Origin of the sequence: Roseivirga pacifica, assembly GCF_900111145.1 — a bacterium.
GTDB lineage: Bacteria > Bacteroidota > Bacteroidia > Cytophagales > Cyclobacteriaceae > Roseivirga > Roseivirga pacifica.
The window spans coordinates 315,499-334,993 of record NZ_FOIR01000002.1 but is presented as its reverse complement, the minus strand read 5'-3'; the positions used below and the strand labels follow the sequence as shown (position 1 = coordinate 334,993).

Genomic DNA, 19,495 nt, shown 5'->3' with positions numbered 1-19,495 from the left:
ATCATGAAAAAAGTTATCTACTTACTGGCCCTTCTACTTGTACAGCTTACCGCTGTTGGGCAAACAGAGCAGGACTTTTCTGCCCTAACCATAGAACAAGTAAAGCCGATTGGTGAGCTTATTAGCCTTGCGGTTACCAGGTCTCCAATGTTGAATGCACTAGCAAACGATCAGGCAAGAACTGAAGAGGAAATCAACATAACTAAAAAGAACTGGATGCAGCACCTGGCTTTTACAGCAGGTGTAGGCTACGGTACAGGAATTACCTCTGACCAGCTAACGGGTTCTAACAATGCCGATAGTAGACTAACTTATACTACACGCCAAAACATGTACTACAATATTGGTGTGAACATTCGCCTACCATTTACCGAGGTAGCTACCCGCAAAAGCGAGCTTAAAATAAAGAAGCTGGAAGTTGAAAGAATTGACTACATGAAGCAGGAACAAAAAGACCTGATTCGTGAAGAAGTGATTCTGAGATACAAAAGCCTACAGTTTGCCTTGGCCTCTATTGAACTACAAAACGAGGTGGTAGAAACTAACGACATAGCCTTGCAAGTGGCCGAAAGCTACTTTAAAGCCGGTAAGTTACCGGTAGAACAATACCGTATGGCAGTTGATGCCAGCTACAGCGCTAAGCTGGAATTAGAGAAATCGAAGAGTGAGGCATGGTACGCCTACCGCGCCCTGAAGGAATTGGTTGGTCAAAACATTTTAAAGTAAGCAATCATGACTATTGTAGAAATCGTTCGACTGTTAGTTCGTTACTTCTATTACATTGCGGGAACTGCCGTAGTGCTGGCAGCGCTTGTTTTCTACAGCACGAAAGACGGTAAAAAAGAATACGCTACGCATACGCTATTAAACACCGGCTTAATCTCTGGTTATAGCATTGAAAGCAGCGGATCGTCTAGAGTAGACTACGCTAAAACAAATAACGAACTTGAAAACCTAATAAACCTAGCCACTAGCTACGAAACATTCAAAGAGCTTTCGGCACGCCTAATGGCCTACATGCTGCACGAGCATCAGAGAAGTGCCTTAAGCATTTTACCACAAAACTACCCTGACTTTTTAGAAGCTATTGCTCAGGTAAATATTGAAGTAAACGAAGTTGACTCTGAGATCTCCATTTACCAAAAAATTGTAAATGCGAGAGATGCAGACAGAACAAACGACCTGTATGTACTTACCAACTCTGAAAACCCATTCTTTGGCGTAGAGCAGTTGGAAACCATAGATGTACTGAGAGAAGGAAACAGCGACATGATCAGAATGGAATACACTTCCATAGATCCGCTGCTTAGCCAAAAGACATTGGAGTTTCTTACGGATATCTTTATTGTAAAGAAGAAGGTAATCAAAGAAGGTCAGAGCGATTCGGTTATCAAATTCTTTGAAGATGCAGTGAACGAATCTGCAGGAAATCTCAAAGCACAAGAAGATGAGTTGCTCAATTTTAGAGTGGATAATCAAATCATCAACTACTACGAGCAAACCCGATTTATATCAGGTAACAAAGAAGAATTAGACAAGCAGTATCAAGAAGAACTTAAAGTTTTGGCCGGTGCAAAGTCTGCCCTAATACGTGTAGAATTTGAGTTGGGCGATAAGGACGTACTGCCCCTACTTAACACCAAATTAGCCGAAAGCAGAGCACAGATTTCAAGCTATCAAAAACAGCTTACTAGTCTGGAATTGGTAATGGACACCGTGCCTAATAATTCAAGAAAGATTAAAAAAGAAGAGCTGAGCAAGCAAATTAACAACCTTAAACTAGAAATGAACGATGTGGCTAACCAGCTACTATTGGTAAACCAAACGCCTGATGGTATTGAAACCAAAGAGCTTTTAACGCAGTGGTTGAACAACATTATTGCTAAGGAAGAATCTACTGCAAAACTGGCCGTAATGCGCGACAGACAATTGGAGTACGACAGAATTTACAACCGTTTTGCTCCACTTGGTTCTACGCTAAGCCGACTTGAGCGCGAAATAGATGTAGCCGAAAAAGAATACTTGGAAAACCTGCACAGTTTTAACCAAGCCAGATTGCACAAATACAGCATGATGATGTCGAGCAACTTGCGCGTAATCGACCCGCCTTACTACCCTATTAAGCCATTGGCCTCTAAACGTATGATGATGGTTGTGCTAGCCTTTATTGTAGGCATGGTGCTTCCAAGTGGATCCATAATAGCCATGGAGCTATTGGACAACAGCTTGAAAAACCATGAGAACGCTTATCACAAAACGAAACTAATGGTTGGCGGTATTCTGCCAAGAATTCCGGATAACCTAGACAAGGAAAAAATCAATTACAGACGCATTACAAGACAAGCCATGAATCTGTTCGTTCAGCAATTAAGGGCTGAAACAAGCCGAAGAGGCGACAAGAAAAAGGTAATCGTGTTTAGTACCGATTATGGTGAGGGCAAGAGCTTTTTAATTGAGCAAGTAGAAGAATTTTATAACACAGTTTTAAAAGATGAGAAAGGCGAATTCGAGTTCAAAGAATTGAATGCCATTACCCACGAGCCCTTTAATCAAAAAGATATTCTAGATGCAGATGTGCATGTAATGGTAACCAGAGCCAATAGAACCTGGAATGCATCGGACAGACACACATTAAACATCTATAAGCGACTGGCAGATGCTGAGCCCATATTATTCCTAAACGGTGTAACCACCGAGGTAATGGAAAATGTAATTGGCGATGTGCCAAGAGAGCGTAGCTGGTTGCGCAAAACAGTTAAAAGATTATTAAGAGGAGGACTTAAAACATCAACGATATGAGCACTCAACAAACCATAATTTGCCATAGTTTTCCGGCCTGGGACACACCATACATTAAGTCTACAGTTGAGTTAATGATGCGCCTTTCGGCTACGCATAGAGTAATCTTCATAGATTATCACTACACCTTAAAAGACCTGATTACAAATCAGTTTGCTCCAAAAAACAAGTTACTGGGCAAAGGTGGCCGATGGAGAAAAGTCAAAACAAAGTACGGAGAGATTGAGGTTTACAACTTCCCTCCCATTTTACCGATAAACTGGATTGGCAACAAGTGGGCTTTTGATAAAATGGCCAGGCTGAACGCCAGCTTGATTAAAAAGCACATTAGAAAATTTCAAAAAGCAAATGGACTTGAAAACGCCACATTGATCAATGCTTTTAACCCGGTTTACGGAGCGCTATGCCAAGATGCTTGGAAGGTAAACCAGCAGATATACTACTGCTACGATGAGATTTCTGGCACCCAATGGGCAGGTAAACATGGTGCTAGTTATGAGCAACAGTACCTACAGAGTGTTGATAAAGTAATTGTTACAAGCGAAGGATTAAAAAAGACTAAGGCAGCATTTAACCCTAATTGCCATGTGGTGAAAAATGGCGTTAACCTGAGTGTTTTTCAGCAGGAAACCGCTAGCAAGTCCAAGTCTAAGCACATAGCATACATAGGTGCGGTAGACGAAAGAATTGATCAAGACTTGGTGGCTCATCTGGCAACAGAATTCTCTGAATATACCTTCGATTTTTATGGCCCAGTTAAGGTGAATATTGCCGAACAGCCTAACCTAAACTTCCATGGAGCTATTCCTCAGGAGCAATTGCCACAGGTATTGGAAGAAGCCGCAGCTTGTATTATACCATTCGTTAAGAACAACCTAACAGAGGCTATATATCCCCTAAAGGTAAATGAATACCTGGCCATGGGTAAGCCCGTGGTTTCAACAGCCTTTGCAGATCTATCCGATTTTGAAAAGGTAATTGCTACTGGCAATAATCATGAAGCTTTTGCAGATGCCCTACGAAAAGAAATACGATACAACAGCAGAGCGCGCATTCAAAAGCGTATAGACTTCGCGAAGCAAAACGATTGGGAAAAGCGCACCGAAGAGTTTCTACAACTCTTAGATGTGGCCTAAACCAATTATCGAAAAAATCGGACAGTCACCGAAGCTATTTGGTCATTCATCGTAAGTACCCCAAAAACAGTCAGGCTAAGGTTAGCTTTGTTTAACAATGGAAATAAACAAGGCCATACTGAAAGCTCCACAAGGTTCTGAAAAAATGAACACCAGCCTTGGCTGGGTGTTGATTATAGCCATTATTGGTGTGAGCGCAGTGCTTTTTAAAGTGCTAGGTCTACTGGCTGGCTTTGCACTTTTAGCCCTGCCAATTGGTGCTGTTGTGCTCTCCATATTGTGGAACAAACCGAAATTTGGCGTTTGGGGCACTATTGTGATCAGTTTTCTATCGGCTGGTATAGCGCGCTATGTGCCTGGCCCGTGGGGACTATCAGTAGACATTCTATTAGCGCTTTCCTGGTTGACGGTAATATTGAACAAACGCGTAAGGGTAAACTGGAAGTTTGCCAAAAACGACATTGTTACAGTTTCTGTTATTTGGTTTGCCTATTTAACACTTGAAATAGTAAACCCTGCCGGCAATGGACTTGTAGCCTGGTTTTACGCCATGCGCGGTATTGGTTTCTACCAAGCTTTAACCGTACCTCTTATTTTCCTTTTATTCAGAGAAGAAAAAGACCTAATCAAGTTTTTCAATGTCATTATCGCCTTTAGTTTGTTAGGTACAATTTGGGGCTTTAAGCAACAACTACTGGGGGTTGATGCAGCCGAACACCATTGGCTATACGCAGAAAACCATCACGAAGAACACGTGCTACACGGAGTTTTGAGGGTGTTTTCCTATTACTCAGATGCCGGAGCTTTTGGTTCCTCACAAGCTATGATGTCGCTAATGTGTGCCATCTTGTTTCTCGGACCTTTCAAAACAGTTAAAAAAACCAAATACCTGATTTTAGCTGTAGTATTCCTGCTTGGCTTTGCTATATCAGGTACTAGAGGAGCGCTTGCAGTACCACTTGGTGGCGGCATTGCTTACCTCATCCTAATCAAAAACTTTAAAATACTTATGGCGGGCTTTAGCGGTATGGTGCTCGTGTTTGTGATCCTTAAATACACCTTTATGTTTCAAGGGGTTGAGCAGGTTCGCAGAATGAGAACCGCCCTAGACCCAAACAACAAGTCGCTAAGCGTTCGGCACGATAATCAGAAAATATTTGCCCGCTACATTGCAGACAAGCCGTTTGGCGCTGGTATTGGTACCGCAGGTTTTTGGGGTGCCAGGTTTAACCCAACCTCGCTAATGGCCAACACGGCTACCGATAGTTGGTTCACCAAAATATGGGCCGAAACAGGCATTGTAGGTTTTACCCTGCACCTTATGATCGTTGGGTTTATACTGGGAAAAGGAGCGCATAAAATCATGAACATGCGGCTCGAAAAGAACCGGACATACGCCTCGGCACTTTACGCCATGTTTGCCGGGGCACTACTGGCGAGCTACGGCAATCAAGTACTTATACAGATGCCAACGGGCATTCTGTTAAACTTCGCCCTGCCATTTATCTTTCTCATTGCAGAAAGAGACCGCACGGAGGAGAATCCCCCTGTTTAATTCAGAGACTACAACTACTAAAAGCCTGCAGATTCACTTATCTGTAGGCTTTTTCCATTCATCGACAAATTCTGTTCACTCGTCTTATCTCAAAAAATATGGCAATAGCTATGGGTACTTTTATTCTAACAAAAAAAGAAAGTTATGCAGCTATTACTCTACATCTTACTAATGCCGCTGGCCACCTACTTAGCGCTGGCAGGTTTGTATCAGTTTATACTAGCAGTAGCGTCTCATAAAACGCTAAAGGTAGCTGCCATAAAGAACAGTCTTAATAACCGCTTTTTGGTATTGGTTCCGGCTTACAAGGCCGATGCTGTTATTCTACATAGCACAGTTAAAAACATTGCTATGAAGTATCAGTACCCTAAAAGCCACTTTGATTATGTGGTGATTGCAGACCAGCTTAAGCAAAGTACCATTGCAGGCCTAAAAGCTAATGGTGCGCAGGTGCACGAGGTAAGCTTTGAAAAAAGCACCAAAGTAAAAGCACTGCAGAGTGCCATGGCCAAGTATGGTGCTAGAAATTACGATGGCGTGGTTATTCTAGATGCTGACAATGTGGTGGAACATAACTTTCTTAATAAGGCTAACACTTACTTAAACCGAGGATACAATGTTATTCAGGGGAATAGAAAATCGGCCAACAGCAATACTACTTTTGCTTTGCTCGATGGACTTTCTGAAACAGCAAACACGCAATTACTATGTAAGGGAGCAAATGCGCTTGGCTTATCTTCTAAGCTTTCGGGTTCAGGAATGGTATTCACTATTCAAGCTTTCGAAAAGGCCATATATGACCTTACGGCCATTGGCGGTTTCGACAAGGAAATGGAGCTATTCTACACGCAAGCCTGGGACTACATTCAATATGCCGATGACTTGGTCGTTTATGATGAAAAAATTGCTTCGGCAGGCGACTTCTCTAAACAACGTGGCCGTTGGTTAGAAGCACAATATAGTTTTCTTAAAAAGTCGATAAAACCAGCTTTGCGAAGCCTTTCTATCGGCAACCTCGATCACGTACACAAAGTAGCTCAGCTTGCTTTGCCACCACGAGCTCTCGCTCCATTTGCATTGCTTATGTTGGTTGTTGCTGGCCTATTTATCAATCAAACGGTACTTATCACAAGCCTTATTGGTTTTGTAGCGCTCTCCCTTTCTTACCTACTCGTTTTGCCTTCAAAAACTTTGAAGAAGCAATTCATACCACTTCTAATGGCCTTTCCAAGCCTTATTGCCTCGGCAATTGGTGCATTGGGCAACATTAAGAAGTCTCGCAAAGGATTTATTCATACACCACACAAACTCGTAAAAACATGATTTTCGAAGGAATGCCTTGGCCACTTGTATTGCCACTCGCAATAGCGGCCATGATCTACGGAATAATCCGCTCTAAAAAAGAGGAAGAAATATTCGCTAAACGCCAAAAGAAGCAGCTAAAAAGTAAACGCAATGGATAAACAGCTAAACATATTAATGGTTTGTAAAACACTCCCTTGGCAATTCAAAGGAGGTATTCAAACCCACACTTGGGAGCTTGCCAAAGCGCTTACCGATAGAGGACATAAGATCAGTATTCTGAATGCAGGATCTATAAAAAAGAAAACCAAAGTCTCTGAGGTTGAAGGAATAGAGATCATTCAAATCCCTTATATCCCTGGTAGATACATAAAACCCTTTTCGGTGTTGGCTGAAGAATTAGCTTTTAATTGGAGCGCCAAGCAATGGGTGAAGGAAAACCACGAAAGGTTCGACATTATTCACGCTCAAGGCCGTAGCGGCTACTTATTGTACACCATTAAGGGCATCCGCAAAAAGTTAATAACTACTGTTCATGGCCTAATTGAAATAGAAAGTGCCAGATACAAGTGGTACAACTTAGATAAGCGTTTTCATAAAATGATGGCTACGCGCTACGAGCGCAAGCAACTAGCAGCCTCTCAAATGCTTATAGCTGTTAGTCAAGACTTAAAAAGCCAGATTACCGCACCTAAGCAAAAACATATTGAAGTAATAAACAACGGAGTAAGGTTAGGCAAAATAGGTACCGTGGCTCCTATAGAAAAGGACCACAACAAATTCCTATTTATCGGCCGCTTACACCCTGTAAAAAACATACTGCCACTGGTTAATGCCATGGCCAAGTCTCACCCATCATTAAAACTCGATATTGTTGGTGATGGCGAACTAAGAGAACAAATAGCCGCAGTGATTACGAATAATAACCTTAGTGACCGAATTAAGCTTATTGGCGAATTAACTGGCGAGGAGATTAACGAGATAATGCCCAATTATCAGGCGCTTGTACTGCCTAGCTTGTACGAAACGCAAGGTATAGTGCTTATCGAAGCAAATGCTCACGCTATTCCGGTAATTGCTTCGGACATACCGGCTATTAGAGAAACAGTAGAGCACGAAATGAACGGACTTTTGTGCAATCCAAACAAGGTAGAAACCTTTGTTGAGGCCATGGCCTACTTAAGCAATGTACCCCAACTGGCGCAGCACATGGGCTTAAAAGGTCAAGTTAAAGTACAGGCTAACTTTCTGTGGACGTCAATAGCAGATAAAACGGAAAAGGCTTACCATAAAATTGCAAAGGCATGTTAAACAAGCTGAGAAATAGCGCATTTGTAGGCCAAACCTTATTTTCACTTGGTGGACAACTGGCATTTTTGTTAAGCAACTTTGTCTTGTTCATTTTAATGGTGAAGCACTTTGAGCAAAGTACATTTGGTAACTGGGCTTATTACATCACCATTATAAGTATTGCAGATTCCTTTAGACAGGGTTTTATACAAAATGGACTTACAAGGCAGATTATTAAGCAACCAAACAACAGTGCAATTTTCGCCAGCGGCACTTTGCTTAACTACACACTAATATTAGCACTCGCTGCTATAGTGTTAGTCTTTTCGTTGGTTGCTGGGCTAAATCAAGACACGCAAGTTTTGTTTAAACATGGTCTAAAGTCGCTATTCACCTTAGGAAGCTTGCAGTTTATCAATACACTTTGCCAGGGCAAACAAGACTTTAAAACTTATGCCATTACCAACTCAATATATTTTGTGTCGCTAATGGCATTGGCCTTGGTGTTGTTCTTTACCGGAACGCCAACTTTAGTTGCAATTATCAACATACAAGTGATGGCACTTGTGCCAGCTGTAGTGTTCTACTTTTACAAGGCCAAGCCAACATTTGCTAAACCTCAGAAAGCAGCTATTCAAGAGCTTATTGGTTTTGGTAAATATGCTTCTGGCACCAACCTGGTGTCTCTCCTATTTAGTAAAGCCGATGTGTTAATGATCGGGTACTTTTTAGACCCAACGGCCCTGGCGATTTATCATGTAGGAATGAAGATCATCAACTATTCAGAACTTCCTTTACAAGCCTTATCTCAAGTGATTTATCCGAGAATTTCTGCCAGTTATCTAACAGGAAGTACCAAAGAACTAAGTAAAACATATAGCGAATCTGTATTGCTTTTATTAGCCTTTATAATTCCTGTAAGCATGGTTTTAATATTCGCAAGGTCTTTCATTATAGAAGTTATGTCTTCTGCAGAATATTTGGCAGCAGCCCCAATGATTGTGCTTCTGGCTATTGCAGCCATATTTAAGCCATGGGGACGTGTTTTTGGCCTAACCTTAGATGCCATAGGAAAACCAAAAGTAAACTTTATGATGCTTCTGTTCAGCTTATTGGTAAACATTACCATGAACATGATACTGATTCCTAAATACGGAATTATAGGTGCAGCTATGGCCACTTCTATCAGCATTGTACTCACCATTATTATAGGCCAATTAAAGATTAAGAAACACATTAATTGTACGCCTTGGAAAGAGGTATTTATAAATCTAAATAAAGCGATTACATCTATGGATAGGCAAATGATAAAATAGGCCTACCAGTTAAAAAGTAAGTATTTAAGAAAAGAACATGACACCATTAGTAAGCATTATCACAGTAAACTATAAGCAACCAGAAGTTACCTGCGAGTTATTAGAAAGCTTGTCAAAACTCAGCTACCCTAACCTTGAGGTAATAGTAGTTGATAACGATCAGCAATACGACAATAGCTTTCTGTACAGAACACGCTTAACAAGTGTAAAGGTGATAAACTCAAAGGAAAACTTGGGCTTTGCAGGTGGAAACAATTTAGGCATTGAGCGGGCAAAAGGTAAATACTTATTTTTTGTAAATAATGATACCGAGATTGAAAATGGAGTAATCGAATCATTATTAAGTGTTTTCGAAACGCATCAAGATGTTGGCGCCGTAAGCCCGGTGCTTAAGTATTTTGATGCTCCGGAAAAGATACAATTTGCAGGGTTTACAGAGATTAATCCCTACACGGGCCGCAATGACTTAATTCAAACAGTAAGTGGTCCTGCCGTTGAAAGCACACCGTACTTTCATGGCGCTGCTGTAATGGTGTCGAAAGATGTAATTGATCAATGTGGGCAAATGCCTGAGGAATATTTCCTGTATTATGAAGAGCTAGAATGGTCGCGCCAAATCAGGCTTAGAGGCTACCAGTTAATGGTTGACAAACGTGTATCTGTATTGCACAAAGAATCGGTTACCACAGGTAAAAACAGTCCTCTAAAAGTTTATTACCAAAACAGAAATAGGGTTCATTTTATGCGCAAAAGCAAAAGCACTTGGTTGTTCTTCATTACCTTCTACCTTTTGATTAGTACACCTAAAAACCTATTAACTCATTTGATAAAACGTGAGTCTTCTCACCTAAAATCATTGATTAAAGCATTTAAAGACGGTTTGATTAAACCAAAGTATGGTTTTCAGCCCATCGGCTAAAACCTACCAGTTAACCGCCAAAGCATGTTACTCACCTAAACCTGAGGTATTCATCGCTTTAATCTTTCATATTTAAATAAACATTAAAGTTATGGAAGCAGTATTCTGGATTTCGGTAGCAATAGTAGCTTACACCTTTGTGGGCTACGGTGTAATCATCACACTATTGGCCAAGACAAAAAAGCAAGTAAACTATCCATCGTTAATCGATGAAGATCTGCCCGAGGTTACGCTGTTGATTGCCGCTTATAATGAACAGGAAATAGTTGAAGCGAAAATCAAGAACTCTCTCGCCCTTAACTACCCCAAAGAAAAGCTCAACATTCACTTTGTAACGGATGGTTCTACCGATAATACCAATAGAATCATTGCAAAACACGAAGGCATAACTTTAGACTACAGCCCGAAAAGACAAGGCAAAATTGCTGCAGTTAACCGTGTAATGCCCTACATTAAAACACCAATCACCATTTTTACGGATGCCAACGTAATGATTAACCCCGAAGGCCTCCGTCTAATGGTTGAGCGTTTTCAGAACAACTTGGTTGCGGCTGTATCAGGTGAAAAAACTGTAATATCTGCTGCCAGCGATGGAGCCAGTGCATCGGGTGAAGGATTTTATTGGAAATACGAATCTTTCCTAAAAAAGAAAGATGCTGAATATAACTCGTTAGTAGGCTCTGCAGGTGAATTATTCGCCATAAGAACAGACCTATACGAAACGATTGACACTAACACTTTGATTGAAGACTTTGTAATGACCATGAGCATGGCGGCCAAAGGATTCAAAGTGGACTATGAGCCTAAGGCGCTTGCAGTAGAGTCCGGATCGGCCAATATTGAAGAAGAAACTAAACGTAAGGTTAGAATCAGTGCTGGAGGCATTCAAGCAGTTATTAAGCTTATGCCATTGCTGAACATCTTTAAGTATGGAAAGCTCAGCTTTCAGTATATATCGCACCGTGTTCTCCGGTGGACGCTAATGCCATTAGCTTTATTGTTTACTTTATTATCTAACTTCTTTATTGCTGATAATCAATTGTTTTACACGCTGGTACTAATCGCTCAAATCGCGTTTTATGCTTTGGCTAGCGTAGGCTATATAGTAAGAAACCGACCTACTAAATTTAAGCCGGTTTACATTCCTTATTACTTTATCTATATGCACTACTGCGTGGTGTTAGGTTGGATCAAGTACTTCAGCGGTAAGCAAAAAGTAACCTGGGAAAAATCGAAACGCGCAGTAATGGCAGAAGCAGCCTGAACTACAACAGGTGCAATCGCTTAAGCAAAGCTTCTTTGTTCGCCCTTGAGATAGGAATTACCTTGTTGTCTATCAAAAGGTTAGACTCTTCTATATCAACAATTTTTGCAAGGTTAACTACGAAAGAACGGTGTACTTTGGCAAAGTTAAAGTCACCAAGGCGCTCTTCTACCTTTTTCATAGTGGTATGAACAATATGGCCTTTGTCTACAGTTTTGAAAAGCGCGTAGTCACCCTTTGCTTCTATGTATAGAATATCTTCAATCTTAACTTTAATAAGCTTATAGTCCACTTTTAGGAAGATGCTATTGTCTATAATTTTAGACATGCCTGTTCCCTTCTTCTCGGCATCTTTAAGCCTGCCATAAGCCGACATGGCCACTTCAATAGCGGCATTAATATCTTTTACACCGTATGGTTTTACCAGGTAACCGAAGGGACCTTGCTCTTTAGCGCGAGAAACGGTCTCATTATCGGCAAAAGCAGTGGTGAAGATAAAAGGCATATCGAACTGTGCATTGATGATCTGAGATAGCTCCACACCATCAATATCTCCACCGATTTGAATGTCCAACAGGGCAATTTGCGGTTGATGATCGTTGCACAAGGCAATGGCCTCATCAGCATTTTCTGCAATGCCTACCACATCATGATCCAACATCTCCAAAATGTCCTTAAGACTATCAGCAATCATTGGATCATCTTCTACTACTAAAACTTTTAATGCGCTCATATTTTAAAAATTCTTGTCTTAAGATAAGAAATCCTTACATAATTCAAGGTATTTGAGTTATTCATAAGGTATTTCAACGATAAATTCGGTCCCTTGATCTTTGTCGCTTTCTAGTGAGATGGTTCCTCCATGCATTTCGGTGAACTCTTTCACAATAGACAGCCCAAGCCCTGTTCCTTGTATATTCCTAACATTGGTAGCCCTAAAAAATGACTGAAAAAGCCCCTTCTGATCTTTCTTTGGAATTCCTATGCCGTAGTCTTTAATATGTAAAACCACATGCTTAAGCTCCGTGAATTTGAGGGTCATTTCTGGGTTTGGCTTGCCTTCTGAATATTTGAATGCATTAGAAACCAGATTGTTAACCACATGACCAAACAGTTGATCATCAAGGTGTACAGGCCTAGGCACACCTGCAAGCGTTAGGTTAACCGTACGTCCATCAGCACGATTTGCCGTATGCGTATCAATAATGTTCTGGCAAAACTTAGGCAACTCGGTTGGGCTTTTCTTCACAACCATTTTGCCCGATTCAATTCTACCAAGCATTAAAATATCATTCATTAAGCCAGTAACACGCGTAATTTCAGATTCAATACGGCTAAGATATTTTTCAAATTCTTTGGCCTGTTCAGGGTATTTATTCTCCAGTTTATAACTCATTAAGTCAGTATTCTGCTTAATGGTAGTAAGTGGTGTTCTGAATTCGTGGGAAGTCATAGAGACAAATCGAGATTTCAATTCGTTCAGCTCAACCTCTTTTTGCAAAGCCTTCTCCATTTCATCCTGCACCTTTTTTTGAAGCGTGATATCACTTACAAAGGCAGTAAAAGAGTGCTCCCCTTTCATCATTACCGGAATAATTGCCAATTCGATTGGAAACTCTTCTCCATTCTTTCTTAGTGCAGTTATTTCAATTTTCTGGTTCAAAACAGGGCCTTCTCCGGTGCTTAGGTAATGGCTCATCCCCCTATTATGCGCCTCCCTGTATTCTTCTGGAATAATGGTATCAGTAAGTGGCTTGCCAATTACTTCATCTTCCCTAAAGCCAAAGATCACCTCTGCTTGCCGGTTCCATTCGGTAACGAGTCCAGCTTTATCAATGGTTATCACACCATCAATTGCCGAGTCGATTATATTTCTCAGCTTTCTCTCACTGTCCTTTAACTCGGCCTCAGCCTTTAGCTGTTTTCCTTTGGCAATGGCATTCTTTAATCTGTTCGAAGCCAAATTGGCAATAGTGGTTAATGTATCTAGGTGAACATCCGTAAAGTAATCTTTGTCCGGGTGTTCCGAATCAATCACTCCAAGTACCTCACCATCAGAAATAATAGGAACCGTAATTTCCGATAACCTTACGGCATCATCTACCAAATAGCGTTTATCCTTGCTGGTATCGCCTATTATTTCGGCTTTACCAGTTTGTGCTACGGAGCCAACAATTCCACGGCCCAATTCAACTTTAATTGGGTCTAATACTTTTCTAGGCTCTTTAATTTTGGAGCCATACGCGGCTACTTGTTCAAGACAACCCTCTTCCTTATTCAGGATGTAGATGACGCAATCATCGTAACCAAATTGGTCGATTACGTTCTCCGCTATTTCCCAGCTTATATCATGAATGGTATCATCATCCAACAGCTTGGTTACAAAATCGTTTATTGCTTTGAGGTAGTTTTCCTTATCTCTCAGTTCATCATTCTTCTCTTCAAGCAAGATTCTTTCTTGATCGAGCGCGTCTTGATTTTCTATTTGCGTAACCAAATAGCCCACCCATTTGGCCAGAATATCTATAAATTCTAAATCGTAAGCATCGAATTTAGTGCCTCTCGGAGTTGGGCTTGAAAAATTAATCGTGCCCCTTTTGTAGCCATTCACAGAGTAGGTTGTGCCGATGTAAGACTCAAGCTTGAACAGCTCGTAACACGGATGAACATTGTATTCGCTTTTACCAAAATCGGAAACGGCAATTTTCCTGTCCTGAGCGTACACCAAATCGCAGTAAGTCTCGGTAAGGTCGAACCTCTGGCCATTTTCTAACTCGCCCCCATCCTCTAGCAGAAAATGCTCTTTAATGGAATACTCATCGCCAACCACTTCGCTTACAATGCCAATTGGTAAACCGAGAAAATTAGCCGCATTTTTAAGTCCTGCAATCAGCTGGTCTTGCAGAGACAAGGCCTGATTAGAAGTGATTTCATTAATTGATTCGATACCCTGTTTGTACCTATCGAGCCTATGTTGGGTATTAATAAGTTCTTGTTCGGCCTGCTTTCTATCGGTAATGTCCACGTGAATTCCCATGGTACCCGTAAGCTTGCCATTAATATCGTGAATCGGTGCGCCACTGATAAGCACCCAATGCTCGTCACCTTTTTTGTCTAGTAACTTTAACTCATATACAGATGAATCTCCCTTGGCACGTTTTGCATGCTGAGAGTCGAGCACATCTTTCTGATCGGTAGATGTTAACACCTCCTGAGCTGTACTTCCAATCAGTTCCTCTCTGGTGTACCCCGTAATAGCACACATGGCATCGTTTACAAAGAGAATACGCTCATCCAGGTCAACTTCCATTAACCCGTACTTCAGGTTTTCAATAATACTGCGGTACTTGTCTTCCGACTGGCGTAATGCTAGGCGCGATTTATACTCCTCGGTAATGTCTCGGGCTACGGCCATCATGCCATATACGGCATTGTCATTCTCGAGTAACTGAATGCGTTGCCCTACCCAAATTTCTTTACCGTTCTTAATCGTAATGGGAAACTCCAGATAAGTAGATTGAGTGCTATCTGCATACTGCTGCACATAATAATCGCGGACCTTTGGGCGCCAATCTTCTCTAATCAGCTCTAAATATTTCATCCCCACAAGCTCTTCTCTTGAATAACCCGTGAGTTCAACAGACTTAGGGTTTACATAAGTAAAATGCCCACCTAAATCGGTTTCAAAGATCATGTCATCAGCCGCCTCTACAAGCAACTTGTACTTATCGATATTCTGAGGGGATTCCAATATAGTGTTGGAGTTGGTATGGAAATGAAGATGGTAAGAATCTTCAAGATGTTCAAGGTAAAACGCCAATTTGATTTCATTATGTGCAACACGCAGGTCACTCGAATCGCCAGTTTTAATGGCCTCTTCAATTAGTGGATGTATTGGTTTCCCCTTTTCTAAATGAAATGCACGGATCCAGCTATTAGGAATTAATAGCCTTTCGATTAAGACAAAGTCTTTATCAAGCCTAAGTATGGGTTTATTTTTCAAAACAGTGTGAATTGACCAAAAGAAAGCAAAGCCCTAATGAGATAGGGGAATTTTCGATGAATGAACGGAATCCTTCGATAACTGGTAAAACCTTCTGTAAGCGATCAAATTCAACCGCTTAAATAATAGCTACTTATCTGCCTATCGAATTCCTTAAATTCAAACAAAAACCGAATTTATATGAAGCATTTTTTCACCCTAACAGGCCTAATTTTGTGCATTTCAATTTCAGCTCAGGTTAGGCAACTTAATCCGGTTACTTGGCCAGAATCGGACGATGACACCACTTATTATCACGTTAAAGGCTACAGACATGGCGTAAGTTTTACACGCCAATTCAAGCATGCAGAAGTACAGTACGAGCCTGGCAAACAGCTCACGTTCGACCAATACCATACAGCCGATGTAATGTATTATTGGTATAAACTATGGGCAGAAAAATATTCAGACATTGTAGACCTATATGAAGTAGGAACAAGCTTTGAAGGCCGGCCAATACTACAAATGACGATAACAAATAAGGAAACTGGCAAAGACACAGACAAACCAGCTGCGTTTTTTGAAGGTGGCCGTCATAGTGGCGAAATTACAGGTAGCGAGTCAGTTTTGTGGTTAACCCAGCACTTACTAGAGAATTACGGGTCTGACCCAGCCATTACTAAACTTATTGACACCAAGGCCATTTACTTGCGCCCTCAAAACAACCCTGACGGTGGCAATTTGTATTTACATACAGCGCAGCGTAATCGCAGTACCGTAAGGCCTCATGACAACGACCGTGACGGTTTACTTGATGAAGATGATGAAGAAGACTTAGATGGTGATGGAATCATTTATCAGATTAGAAGAAAGGCCAAAGAAGGTGAAAAGGGAACACATAAACTCGACCCTAGAGACCCATCGCGAAGACTGATGACCTATGCCAGAGATGGTGATGGCGACTGGTTTGTATACACCGAAGGCATTGACAATGATGGTGACGGCAGCTTTAATGAAGATGGCATTGGCGGCTTAGATTTGCACCGAAACTACCCAGAAAACTGGAGACCAGACACCGGTGAAGATGCCACGGGAAGGGGTTACACACAGCGTGGTGCAGGCGCCTACCCTACCTCAGAGCCTGAATCGCGCTCTATTGTAATGTGGATGTTAACACACCCAAATATTTCGGTAGCCAACTCAATGGATACCAGAGTGCCTATGCACTTGCGCGCTCCTTCTACCTCTAAAAGTACCGATAGAATGTATCCAGAAGACTTGGCGCTTTACGAGAGATACGATAGCATTGGTTTGAGCATTACCAATTACCCGTGGGCTGGCGATGTGTATGAAACCTATGCTACTCGCTACAAAGTAAACCGCTACACTGGCGACCCATTAAAACCAAGCCCACTATTTGGTCATGGCCCCGATTTCGGTTACTTCTACTATGGTTCCATTTGGTATGGCGATGAGCTATGGAACAATGGAGCCATGAAAGACTACAATAACGATGGCATTTACGATGATTATGATGGCCTTCGCTGGGACGATGAGGAGAATGATGGCAATGGCTTTAGAGAATGGGAACCGTTTGATCACCCAACCTTGGGCGAAGTGGAAATAGGTGGTTTTCATCCTAAGTTCTTCGGCCAAAACGGACCACCATGGCAACTAGAGAACTGGGCCAAAAAGCAGGCACTCTTCAACTTAGCCATGGCTTTGGAACTTCCTCAACTGGAATTGGATGAGGTTAAAATTGACAAGAAAAACAGAAACACTTACACGGTGAAGGTCTCATTTACCAACACGGGCTTGTTGCCAACAGCTTTGCTTCAGGCACAATTGGTGAAAATTGTGAGAGAAGACAGGGTTCAATTGCAGTTTAAAGGTGAGCTAACAAAAGGTGGCGATGATGCTAAGGTGACCGTTGCCTCTCCAACCCTAGCAGATAAGACAATTTACCTAGACAGAACTTTACCAGGAGAAACTAAAACGGCAACTTTCGAAGTGAAGTTCAAGGATATTAAAGGTGCTAAAGCCACTGTTAAAATCCTTTCTACCAGAGGTGGTTATATCCAAAAGGAAATAACAATTGGCGAGCCTGAAAATTAAGTAAGGTACAAAAGATGAAGAAATCCCACTCTAGTCACTTAGGGTGGGATTTTTTTATGTGGTCAAATAGGCTACTGTTTCCATAGCTTCTTTACAATACGGTCACTATCACGCACTAAAATCAAAAAATACAAGCCACTCTTCCACCCTGATGTATTAATAGATTCGTAGACCTTATTTGATTTATATATTAATTTATTTTCATATGTATATATTTCAAACTCAAAACTATTATTGTCTACCCAAATAAGGTCAGTAAAAGGATTTGGGTATACGGCTAGCTCAAAAGTTTCATCTGCTATAGAAGTAATGCTGTTACCGAGGTTCGCTATTGGTGGAATATCTTCTTCTGTCAGACCGCTACCCTTGGTGAGCAGTACATGCCCGTTAATTGGCACTGACTCATATCGTTCTTCCAGACCATCTGGCCAAAGAACTGTTAAGCTAACGGCATTATGATTGCCCAAACCAAAGTGCAGTCTATCGGCATCATCGGCCGACCAACTGGTTCCCGCATAATGCCATCTAGTAACCTGAAAGCCCCCATCAGTCACAGACACGCGGCTACCAACTAAGGCATTATGTTCAGGATCTAGAAGCCTTACTGAAAGCCAATTACCAACTATAGTTTGACTCAGGAAAACCTGATTATAATCGGTATTTCCACGATTAGCGAGTAGCAAGTCCATTCGCCCATCACGGTTTATATCGCCTATTGCTGTGGCATAACTCCCTTTATCCTTTTCTGTGTCAGCCTTAACTATGCTGAATGTTTCATCACCATTGTTTCTATAAAGTACATTCGGGTAATCGGAATAATAAGAATCGTTTGCCACGTAAAGATCGAGCCAGCCATCATTGTCATAATCGAGCCAACTTACACCCCATCCCATGCCCTCATCGGCTACACCAGCGCTTGCACCAATTTCACTAAAACTAGTGCCACCGTTATTTCTAAAAAGGAAGTTTCCCTCTAAGTTGGTCAGGTAAATATCTTCCCACCCATCGTTGTTAAAGTCGCCAATGCTTACGCCCATGGCACTCGACTCAAAGTATATCTCAAAAGCTTCAGAAACATCAGTAAAGTGACCTTCTCCATCATTTTGGTATAGAAAATTACCGTACTTACCATCATGCGTTTCGTATAGATCTAGGTCGCCATCATGGTCGAAATCAAATAATGCAGCCCCCATGGAAAGCGGATGATGAACGACTCCCGCCTCTGTCGTATAATCCTTGAAAATACCATTTCCTTGATTTAAGTAGAAATGGTTTTGGCCTTCCAGGGCAAACACGAAAAGGTCTGACCAGCCATCGCCATTTACATCGCCCCACATAGAAAAAATCGCGTGAACCGTGGTGTTTACACCTGCCGTTTCCGATACCTCAGTAAATGTAAGATCTCCATTGTTTCGATAAAGCAAGTTTTGCTGCCCACCAGCTGTACCCAAAAAGAAATCCAAGTCTCCATCTTGGTCATAATCCGCCCAGATGCTTTGCAACGATGTACCAATGTAGTCCACTCCTGCCGCTGCAGAAATATCTTCGAACGTTCCATCTACCAAGTTCAGGTATAGCAGATTGTCTCGGTTTTTACGGGCAATAAACACATCCTCATAACCATCTTGGTTAACATCTACCAGCGACACGCCCATTCCAAAAGGCACTTGCAAACCCGATTGATTGGCCCAATCGCTAAATGGTACCTGCTGTGCAGTTAATAAATTGGAAACAAAAAAGCCGACTAATAAAGCCGGCCAAGCCATTCTTACCATTGCTTTACTCTAAAATCACCGAACAATTTAGAGTAAAGCAAT

14 protein-coding genes are annotated in these 19,495 nt (G+C 41.5%); 11 read left to right on the top strand and 3 right to left on the bottom strand.

What is annotated here, in order from left to right; translation table 11 throughout:
• The first annotated feature begins 3 nt into the window (after window positions 1-3).
• The 10 genes from BMW98_RS10335 to BMW98_RS10295 all read left to right on the top strand — a co-directional run bounded on the left by BMW98_RS10335 (window position 4) and on the right by BMW98_RS10295 (window position 11,581).
• A complete protein-coding gene (locus BMW98_RS10335) occupies window positions 4-726 on the top strand; it encodes a TolC family protein (protein WP_090258510.1) in 723 nt (240 codons plus the stop codon).
• A 6-nt stretch (window positions 727-732) separates the two neighbouring features.
• A complete protein-coding gene (locus BMW98_RS10330) occupies window positions 733-2,799 on the top strand; it encodes a GumC family protein (protein ID WP_090258509.1) in 2,067 nt (688 codons plus the stop codon).
• Complete coding sequence (locus BMW98_RS10325; RefSeq protein ID WP_090258508.1) at window positions 2,796-3,935, top strand: glycosyltransferase; 1,140 nt, start codon at window positions 2,796-2,798, stop codon at window positions 3,933-3,935. The genes BMW98_RS10330 and BMW98_RS10325 overlap by 4 nt, the downstream gene beginning before the upstream one ends.
• Window positions 3,936-4,032: 97 nt before the next feature.
• Window positions 4,033-5,490, top strand: coding sequence for an O-antigen ligase family protein (locus BMW98_RS10320; protein ID WP_090258507.1), 1,458 nt, complete (start codon window positions 4,033-4,035; stop codon window positions 5,488-5,490).
• A 144-nt stretch (window positions 5,491-5,634) separates the two neighbouring features.
• Entirely contained in the window at window positions 5,635-6,813 is a 1,179-nt protein-coding gene (locus BMW98_RS10315) for a glycosyltransferase family 2 protein (protein WP_090258506.1), read from the top strand.
• The gene (locus BMW98_RS20445) at window positions 6,810-6,953 is read left to right on the top strand and encodes a hypothetical protein (RefSeq protein ID WP_162844749.1); all 144 of its coding nucleotides are present in this window, start codon (window positions 6,810-6,812) and stop codon (window positions 6,951-6,953) included. The genes BMW98_RS10315 and BMW98_RS20445 overlap by 4 nt, the downstream gene beginning before the upstream one ends.
• Window positions 6,946-8,103 (top strand): glycosyltransferase family 4 protein, encoded by a 1,158-nt coding sequence (locus BMW98_RS10310; RefSeq protein ID WP_090258505.1) that lies wholly within the window; start codon window positions 6,946-6,948, stop codon window positions 8,101-8,103. Before BMW98_RS20445 ends, BMW98_RS10310 begins: the two co-directional genes overlap by 8 nt.
• Window positions 8,097-9,398 carry a flippase gene (locus BMW98_RS10305; RefSeq protein ID WP_090258504.1) on the top strand — a complete coding sequence of 434 codons (1,302 nt, stop codon included), beginning with the start codon at window positions 8,097-8,099 and terminating at the stop codon, window positions 9,396-9,398. Before BMW98_RS10310 ends, BMW98_RS10305 begins: the two co-directional genes overlap by 7 nt.
• Window positions 9,399-9,435: 37 nt before the next feature.
• Window positions 9,436-10,317, top strand: coding sequence for a glycosyltransferase family 2 protein (locus BMW98_RS10300; RefSeq protein WP_090258503.1), 882 nt, complete (start codon window positions 9,436-9,438; stop codon window positions 10,315-10,317).
• A 91-nt stretch (window positions 10,318-10,408) separates the two neighbouring features.
• A complete protein-coding gene (locus BMW98_RS10295) occupies window positions 10,409-11,581 on the top strand; it encodes a glycosyltransferase family 2 protein (protein WP_090258502.1) in 1,173 nt (390 codons plus the stop codon).
• A gap of 1 nt (window position 11,582) precedes the next feature.
• Here BMW98_RS10295 and BMW98_RS10290 read toward each other — a convergent pair whose 3' ends face one another.
• On the bottom strand, window positions 11,583-12,314 hold the full coding sequence (locus BMW98_RS10290) for a LytR/AlgR family response regulator transcription factor (RefSeq protein WP_090258501.1): 732 nt from the start codon (window positions 12,312-12,314) through the stop codon (window positions 11,583-11,585).
• A 57-nt stretch (window positions 12,315-12,371) separates the two neighbouring features.
• Window positions 12,372-15,584 carry a PAS domain S-box protein gene (locus BMW98_RS10285; RefSeq protein ID WP_090258500.1) on the bottom strand — a complete coding sequence of 1,071 codons (3,213 nt, stop codon included), beginning with the start codon at window positions 15,582-15,584 and terminating at the stop codon, window positions 12,372-12,374.
• Window positions 15,585-15,764: 180 nt separating this feature from the next.
• Here BMW98_RS10285 and BMW98_RS10280 point away from each other — a divergent pair, with 180 nt between their 5' ends.
• Complete coding sequence (locus BMW98_RS10280; protein ID WP_090258499.1) at window positions 15,765-17,678, top strand: M14 family metallopeptidase; 1,914 nt, start codon at window positions 15,765-15,767, stop codon at window positions 17,676-17,678.
• Between the two features lie 71 nt (window positions 17,679-17,749).
• Here the strand turns inward: BMW98_RS10280 and BMW98_RS10275 are convergent, their stop codons facing one another.
• Window positions 17,750-19,444 (bottom strand): FG-GAP-like repeat-containing protein, encoded by a 1,695-nt coding sequence (locus BMW98_RS10275; protein ID WP_162844750.1) that lies wholly within the window; start codon window positions 19,442-19,444, stop codon window positions 17,750-17,752.
• Window positions 19,445-19,495: the final 51 nt, after the last annotated feature.

What these genes read in the sequence shown, in the direction of transcription:
- BMW98_RS10335 (WP_090258510.1), top strand. Translation starts at nt 4, where the DNA reads ATGAAAAAAGTTATCTACTTACTGGCCCTTCTACTTGTACAGCTTACC.
- BMW98_RS10330 (WP_090258509.1), top strand. Translation starts at nt 733, where the DNA reads ATGACTATTGTAGAAATCGTTCGACTGTTAGTTCGTTACTTCTATTAC.
- BMW98_RS10325 (WP_090258508.1), top strand. Translation starts at nt 2,796, where the DNA reads ATGAGCACTCAACAAACCATAATTTGCCATAGTTTTCCGGCCTGGGAC.
- BMW98_RS10320 (WP_090258507.1), top strand. Translation starts at nt 4,033, where the DNA reads ATGGAAATAAACAAGGCCATACTGAAAGCTCCACAAGGTTCTGAAAAA.
- BMW98_RS10315 (WP_090258506.1), top strand. Translation starts at nt 5,635, where the DNA reads ATGCAGCTATTACTCTACATCTTACTAATGCCGCTGGCCACCTACTTA.
- BMW98_RS20445 (WP_162844749.1), top strand. Translation starts at nt 6,810, where the DNA reads ATGATTTTCGAAGGAATGCCTTGGCCACTTGTATTGCCACTCGCAATA.
- BMW98_RS10310 (WP_090258505.1), top strand. Translation starts at nt 6,946, where the DNA reads ATGGATAAACAGCTAAACATATTAATGGTTTGTAAAACACTCCCTTGG.
- BMW98_RS10305 (WP_090258504.1), top strand. Translation starts at nt 8,097, where the DNA reads ATGTTAAACAAGCTGAGAAATAGCGCATTTGTAGGCCAAACCTTATTT.
- BMW98_RS10300 (WP_090258503.1), top strand. Translation starts at nt 9,436, where the DNA reads ATGACACCATTAGTAAGCATTATCACAGTAAACTATAAGCAACCAGAA.
- BMW98_RS10295 (WP_090258502.1), top strand. Translation starts at nt 10,409, where the DNA reads ATGGAAGCAGTATTCTGGATTTCGGTAGCAATAGTAGCTTACACCTTT.
- BMW98_RS10290 (WP_090258501.1), bottom strand. Translation starts at nt 12,314, where the DNA reads ATGAGCGCATTAAAAGTTTTAGTAGTAGAAGATGATCCAATGATTGCT.
- BMW98_RS10280 (WP_090258499.1), top strand. Translation starts at nt 15,765, where the DNA reads ATGAAGCATTTTTTCACCCTAACAGGCCTAATTTTGTGCATTTCAATT.
- BMW98_RS10275 (WP_162844750.1), bottom strand. Translation starts at nt 19,444, where the DNA reads ATGGCTTGGCCGGCTTTATTAGTCGGCTTTTTTGTTTCCAATTTATTA.